The organism is Bradyrhizobium sp. BRP56, from assembly GCF_020194035.1.
In the GTDB taxonomy this organism is placed as follows: domain Bacteria; phylum Pseudomonadota; class Alphaproteobacteria; order Rhizobiales; family Xanthobacteraceae; genus Bradyrhizobium; species Bradyrhizobium australafricanum.
The window spans coordinates 59,640-65,639 of sequence record NZ_JADYVV010000053.1; the positions used below are offsets into that span (position 1 = coordinate 59,640).

Sequence of the window (6,000 nt, forward strand, 5' to 3'; positions counted from 1 at the left end):
AGGCTCGGGATGAAATTCGCTGTTATGATGTGCGCCGGCGCGCTGCTGCTCGCGGGCGGGGCCGCGGCGCAAGAGGGGAGCAAGACCATTTCCAAGACCACGATCAGTTTCGCCACGGCGACACCGGGTGGCGGCTTTCCGCTCTATGGCAATGCCTTCGCCGAGGTGATGAATGCGGCCGACCCGACGCTGTCGATCGAGCCGCGCAACACCAAGGGCTCGAATGAGAACATCCCGCTGCTCGAGGCCGGCAACGTCGATATCGCGACCGTGGCGGGCGAGCCGTCCTATGAAGCCTTCATGGGCATCGGCCGGCCGAAGGCCACGAAGCTGAAGATCCTCACCGCGATGTATTCGAGCCCGGGCATGTTCGTGGTGCGGGCCGACAGTCCCTACAAGACGATCCAGGACCTGGTCGGCCAGCCCGTCGCGTTCGGCGCCAAGGGCTCCGGCCTGCCGATCCTCTCGCGCTACATCCTCGACGGCATCGGGCTGAAGCAGGACGAGGACTTCAAGTCGATTTATCTCGATCGCGCCGGCGACGGGCCCGCGATGGTCGAGGACGGCCGCGCCGCTGCATTGTGGGGCGCCGGCATCGGCTGGCCCGGCTTCGCCAAGATGGCCGAGAGCGCCACCGGCGCGCGCTTCATCGCGCCGACCGCGGACGAGATCGCCCGCATCCGCGCCAAGCACACTTTCCTCAAGCCGCTGACGATCCCCGCCGGCAGCTATCCGAAGCAGACTGCGGCAATCTCTTCGGTCGGCTCCTGGAGCTACATCCTGGTGCGCGAGACCTTGCCCGACGATGTCGCCTATCGGCTGGCCAAGACGCTGCACGGCATCGAGGCGACCTTCTGCAACAAGCTCGCCCAGGCGTGCGAGACCACGGCGGCGAACACCGTCGCCGCCGCGCCTGATACCAACCTGATCCACCCCGGCGTGCTCAGATACTTCCGCGAGATCGGGGTGGCGAAATGACCTCTGCATCGACGCGCTATCGCGCAGAGGTCATTCCGGGGCGCGCGAAGCGCGAACCCGGAATCTCGAGATTCCGGGTTCGATGCTGACGCATCGCCCCGGAATGACGACCTTCGGTCGTCATTTCTTCGCCATCGCGCAGGCTGGGTCCGGCGGGCCGAACGCGTCCTCGCCCGAGATCTTGGCCAGGATCTTGTAGTAGTCCCACGGATATTTCGACTCGGCCGGGGTCTTGACCTGCACGAGCCAGAGGTCGTGCACCATCAGATTGTCCTCGCGCAGCTTGCCGTTGCGGGCGAAGAAGTCCTCGACCGGCTTCTCGCGCATCTTGGCCGCGACCTTGAGCGGATCGTCGGTGCCGGCATCCTTGATCGCGTTCAGATAGGCGGTCACGGAGGAGTAGACGCCGGCCTGCCACATCGTCGGCATCCGGTTCATCTTGGCGAAATAGCGCTTCGACCACTCGCGGGTCTTGTCGTCCATGTCCCAGTAGAACGAGGTGGTCAGCAGCAGGCCCTGCGCGGCCGACAGCCCGATCGAGTGGATGTCGGTGATCAGCGCCAGCAGCGCCGCCATCTGCTGCCCGCCGGCGAAGACGCCGAACTCGGCGGCGGTCTTGATCTCGTTGGTGTTGTTGGGCGGTCCGCCGGCAATGCCGATGATCTTGGCCTTCGAGGCCTGCGCCTGCAGGATGAAGGACGACAGATCGGGCGTCGCAAACGGCGGCCGCACCGCGCCGAGCACTTTGCCGCCGTTCTTGGTCACGATCGCTGAGGCGTCCTTCTCCAGCGAGTGGCCGAACGCATAATCGTCGGTGATGAAGAACCAGCTGTCGCCGCCGCGCTTCACCACCTCCTGCGCGGTGCCGACCGCGAGCGCCCTGGTGTCGAATACCCACTGTATCGCGTAGGGCGAGCAGAACTTGCCGTGGAAATCGGTCGCGCCGGTCGAATGCGTGATGAACAGCTTCTTCTTCTCGTTGGCCATGTTCTGCACCGCGAGCCCGACCGCCGAGACCGGCACGTCGACGATGAGGTCGACCTGATCGACGTCATACCAGCGCCGCGCGATGGTCGCGCCGATATCCGGCTTGAGCTGGTGATCGCCGACGATCACCGAGATTGGCTTGCCGAGCACCTTGCCGCCGAAATCGTCGACCGCCATCTGCGCGGCGGTGACCGAGCCTTGGCCGGTCGGCGTCGAGGCGGGGCCGTTCATGTCGGTCAGCACGCCGATCTTGATGATGTCGTCGGATACCTGCGCCGATACGCTCGAGGAGGCCAGCAGCGCGGCTGCGAGCGTCCCGAACATGGCTAGTCTGGTGGCCTTCATTCTGTCTCCCTCCTGAATTGGCGCATTGGCCATTATTGGTTGTGCCGGGCCTTCGGGGACCCGGTCATATTGGTTTCTTTTGCAACTATATTGGGGACCGCGTCAACGCGCCATCGGTCTAATGACGCAGCCCCGGTCGGGCGGAGGCAGTTTCTTTCGGGGCCGATTCAGTCCATAGCGGGCCATGGTCACCGCCCAGCGCCTTCCGCCTTCGCTCACCCCGCTCGATGCGGCACTGGCTGCCGTGCAGCGCGACGTCGGGCCGGTCCAGCCGATCGCGCTGCCGCCGGCCGACGCCTTGCGCTGCATTGCGGCCGAGATGCCGGCCTTGCGCGCCTATCCGCCGCGCGATGTCGCGGTCAGCGACGGGTGGGCGATGCGCGCCAATGACCTGGTCGGCGCGTCGTCCTATGCGCCATTGCCGCTGGCCGAACCTCCGGTCTGGGTGGCGGCAGGCGCTGCGATGCCTGATGGCACCGACTGCGTGGTCGATGCCGATGCCGTCGATACCTCCGGTCCGCTTGCGCAGGTGCTCGCCGAAGCAATCCCGGGGCAGGGCGTCAGGCGTGCCGGCAGCGACATCGCCGTTGGGCGCACCGTGATCGCAGCCGGGGAGCCGCTGCTGCCGCGCGGCCTGCTCCTCGTGCGCGCGGCCGGACTGCAGATGTTGCGCGTGCGACGGCCGCGGCTTCGCATCGTCAACGTCGCCAATGGTGAGCTGACCGCACAACTGATCGCTGACACCGCGCGTCTCGCGGGCGCTGAGGTCGTCGGCATCGAGGCGGCGCCCGATGTGGCGGCGATTGCAAACGCACTCGAACCAGACGGCTGCGATCTGATGGTCATGATCGGCGGCACCGGCGTTGGTCACACCGATGCTGCGGTGAATGCGCTGGCAAGGCGTGGCGCACTGATCGCGCACGGGATCGCGCTGCAGCCTGGGCGCACCGCAGCGGTCGGTCGGATCGATGCATCGCCGGTCGTCGCCTTGCCCGGCGCGCCGGATCAGGCTTTCGCGGCCTGGTGGGCGATTGCGCTTCCCCTGCTCGACCGCCTGTCGGGCCGGCGCGTGCGCAAAACGCTGGCGCTGCCGCTGGAACGCAAGATCGCTTCCGGCGTCGGCGTTGCCGAGGTCGTGCTGCTGATACGCGAGCAAGGTTCCTGGACGGCACTTGCCATCGGCGACCTGTCGCTCGATGCCATCGCGCGCGCCGAAGCCCTGCTGATCGTGCCTGGCGATGCCGAGGGCTTCGCTGCGGGCGCGGTGGTCGATGCCTATATGTTGCGGGAGTGAGTTCCCGAGATGACCAACACGTTCACGCCGAAACCCAACCCGTCCGTCGAGCAGGACCAGTTCCTGACCATCCTGTCGCGCGAGGAGGCGCTCGCGCGCTTCGAGGCGGCGCTGTTCCCGCGCCAATTGCCGTCCGAGAAACGGCTGCTCGCCGATGCGCTCGGCCGTGCGCTGGCGGAGGACGTGGTGGCGCCGATCGACGTGCCGCCATTCGATCGCTCCAATGTCGACGGCTTTGCGGTGCGCTCGGCCGATCTGGCGCGCGCCGGCGAGGCCGCGCCGGTGCAGCTCGCGCTGAACGACGAGACGATTTCGTGCGGGACCGCGCCCACCCTGCCGGTGCTCCCGGGTACTGCAACCGCGATCGCGACCGGCGGTCCGGTACCGCGCGGCGCTGATGCCATCGTGATGGTCGAGCACACCCAGCCTGCCGGCCACGGCACCATCGAGGTGCGGCGTGCGGCGTCGCCCGGCCAGTTCGTGTCCTATGCCGGCTCCGACATCGCGCGCGGCGAGGCCCTGCTGCGCGCCGGAACGATGATCGGGTCGCGCGAGATCGGCATGCTCGCGGCCTGCGGCATCGCCGAGGTTGCGGTGACGCGCCGTCCGCGCGTCGCGATCCTCTCGACCGGCGACGAACTGGTGCAGCCGGGCGAGAAGCTGCGGCCGGCCGCGATCTACGACACCAATGGTGCGATCGTCACCGCGGCGATTGCCGAGAACGGCGCCGACGCGTCGTTCCTTGGCGCGTTCGCCGACAACGAGGCGATGCTCGAGGCCGCGATGCGCAAGGCGCTGGCGGATAGCGACATGCTGGTGCTGTCGGGCGGCACCTCCAAGGGCGCGGGCGACGTCTCGCACCGGATCATCGCTCGCCTCGGCAAGCCCGGCATCATCGCGCATGGCGTGGCGCTGAAGCCCGGCAAGCCGCTGTGCCTTGCGGTGTGCGACGGCAAGCCGGTGGTCATCCTGCCCGGCTTTCCGACCTCGGCGATGTTCACCTTCCACGACATGATCGTGCCGGTGCTGCGGCGAATGGCCGGGCTGCCGCCGCGATCGGATGCCAAGGTGGCGGCGAAGGTGCCGGTGCGCATCGCCTCCGAGCTCGGGCGTACCGAGTTCGTGATGGTGTCGCTGGTCGAGGGCGCCGACGGCCTGATCGCCTATCCGAGCGGCAAGGGTTCCGGCGCGATCACCTCGTTCGCGCAGGCTGACGGCTTCTTGAAGATCGAGGCGTTGGCCGACCAGTTGCCGGCCGGCAGCGAGGCCGAGGTGACGCTGTTCACGCCGCATGTGCGGGTGCCCGATCTCGTCATCGTCGGCAGCCATTGCACCGGGCTCGATCTCGTCACGGCGCCGCTGGTGCATGCCGGGCTTGTAGTGCGTTCGATCGCGGTCGGCAGCCTCGGCGGGCTCGCTGCCGCCAAGCGCGGCGAATGCGATCTCGCCCCGATCCATTTGTTCGACGACAAGACCGAGACCTACAACACGCCGTACCTGGCCGACGGGCTCGAACTGGTGCCGGGCTGGCGGCGCATGCAGGGCATCGTGTTTCGCAAGGACGACACGCGCTTTGCCGGCTTGAGCGCAGAGCAGGCGGTGCGCGCCGCGCTCGCCGATCCCGCCTGCATCATGGTCAACCGCAACCAGGGCGCCGGCACCCGCATCCTGATCGATCGCTTGCTCGCGGGCAGCCGGCCCGACGGTTACTGGAATCAGCCCCGCTCGCACAATGCGGTTGCGGCCGCGGTGGCGCAGCACCGCGCCGACTGGGGCATGACCATCGCGCCGGTCGCCGATGCGTCGGGACTCGGCTTCATACCGCTCGCCGAAGAGCATTATGACTTCGCATTGGTGACGGCGCGCAAGCAGCGGCCCGCGGTGCAGGCCTTTCTCGATGCACTGGCGTCGGATGAAGGGCGGGCTGCATTGACGAAGGCAGGGTTCAGGCCGGCGTAGCCGGTGTGCCGCTCTGCCGCACCAATCACAGCTGTCGTCCCTGCTTTCGCACTAGCGTATATACATATCCTCCGCAGTCTTTCCGGAGTCTTCTCAAAGAGTTGGCCGAAAACCGCAGAGAACTTACTCATCTGCACTAGGGTTGCGCCCGCCGATTTCGGCTCTCGCCTAGTAGCTAACCCCTTGATGATGAGTCGGTTTTCTAGCCTCGAAGAGATGTGTAAATGCCCTAGGTGTTCAGTCCCGAGGTCAAGTGGATGGGATCGATCCTGAAGCGGTTTGGTTCGTCGGCCCATGCTTTGCAGATAGCTTCATAGGGTGTGAGACCACGCAGGGTCTTAAGGCGTCTGGCGAAGTTGTAAGCATCAAGGAAGGCAGCGAGGTGATCTTCCAATTGCTCGTGGGTCTCGTAGTGGTATCGCCGGACGGTTGCCTCC

At 66.8% G+C, this 6,000-nt stretch carries 4 protein-coding genes and 1 pseudogene; 3 read left to right on the forward strand and 2 right to left on the reverse strand.

The window, feature by feature from the left end:
- The first annotated feature begins 9 nt into the window (after positions 1 to 9).
- Positions 10 to 978 (forward strand): TAXI family TRAP transporter solute-binding subunit, encoded by a 969-nt coding sequence (locus I6F38_RS30580; protein WP_225163012.1) that lies wholly within the window; start codon positions 10 to 12, stop codon positions 976 to 978.
- Between the two features lie 120 nt (positions 979 to 1,098).
- Here the strand turns inward: I6F38_RS30580 and I6F38_RS30585 are convergent, their stop codons facing one another.
- Positions 1,099 to 2,289, reverse strand: coding sequence for an ABC transporter substrate-binding protein (locus I6F38_RS30585; RefSeq protein ID WP_225163019.1), 1,191 nt, complete (start codon positions 2,287 to 2,289; stop codon positions 1,099 to 1,101).
- Positions 2,290 to 2,494: 205 nt separating this feature from the next.
- On the opposite strand from I6F38_RS30585, the gene I6F38_RS30590 reads away from it, so the two are divergent.
- Both I6F38_RS30590 and I6F38_RS30595 read left to right on the forward strand, forming a co-directional pair.
- Positions 2,495 to 3,604 carry a molybdopterin-binding protein gene (locus I6F38_RS30590; RefSeq protein ID WP_225163013.1) on the forward strand — a complete coding sequence of 370 codons (1,110 nt, stop codon included), beginning with the start codon at positions 2,495 to 2,497 and terminating at the stop codon, positions 3,602 to 3,604.
- Between the two features lie 9 nt (positions 3,605 to 3,613).
- Positions 3,614 to 5,563, forward strand: a complete 1,950-nt coding sequence (locus tag I6F38_RS30595) for a molybdopterin biosynthesis protein (RefSeq protein WP_225163014.1) — start codon at positions 3,614 to 3,616, stop codon at positions 5,561 to 5,563.
- Between the two features lie 229 nt (positions 5,564 to 5,792).
- Here I6F38_RS30595 and I6F38_RS30600 read toward each other — a convergent pair.
- Positions 5,793 to 6,000: pseudogene (locus I6F38_RS30600) on the reverse strand (IS481 family transposase); the annotation flags it as partial.

What these genes read in the sequence shown, in the direction of transcription:
- I6F38_RS30580 (WP_225163012.1), top strand. Translation starts at nt 10, where the DNA reads ATGAAATTCGCTGTTATGATGTGCGCCGGCGCGCTGCTGCTCGCGGGC.
- I6F38_RS30585 (WP_225163019.1), bottom strand. Translation starts at nt 2,289, where the DNA reads ATGTTCGGGACGCTCGCAGCCGCGCTGCTGGCCTCCTCGAGCGTATCG.
- I6F38_RS30590 (WP_225163013.1), top strand. Translation starts at nt 2,495, where the DNA reads ATGGTCACCGCCCAGCGCCTTCCGCCTTCGCTCACCCCGCTCGATGCG.
- I6F38_RS30595 (WP_225163014.1), top strand. Translation starts at nt 3,614, where the DNA reads ATGACCAACACGTTCACGCCGAAACCCAACCCGTCCGTCGAGCAGGAC.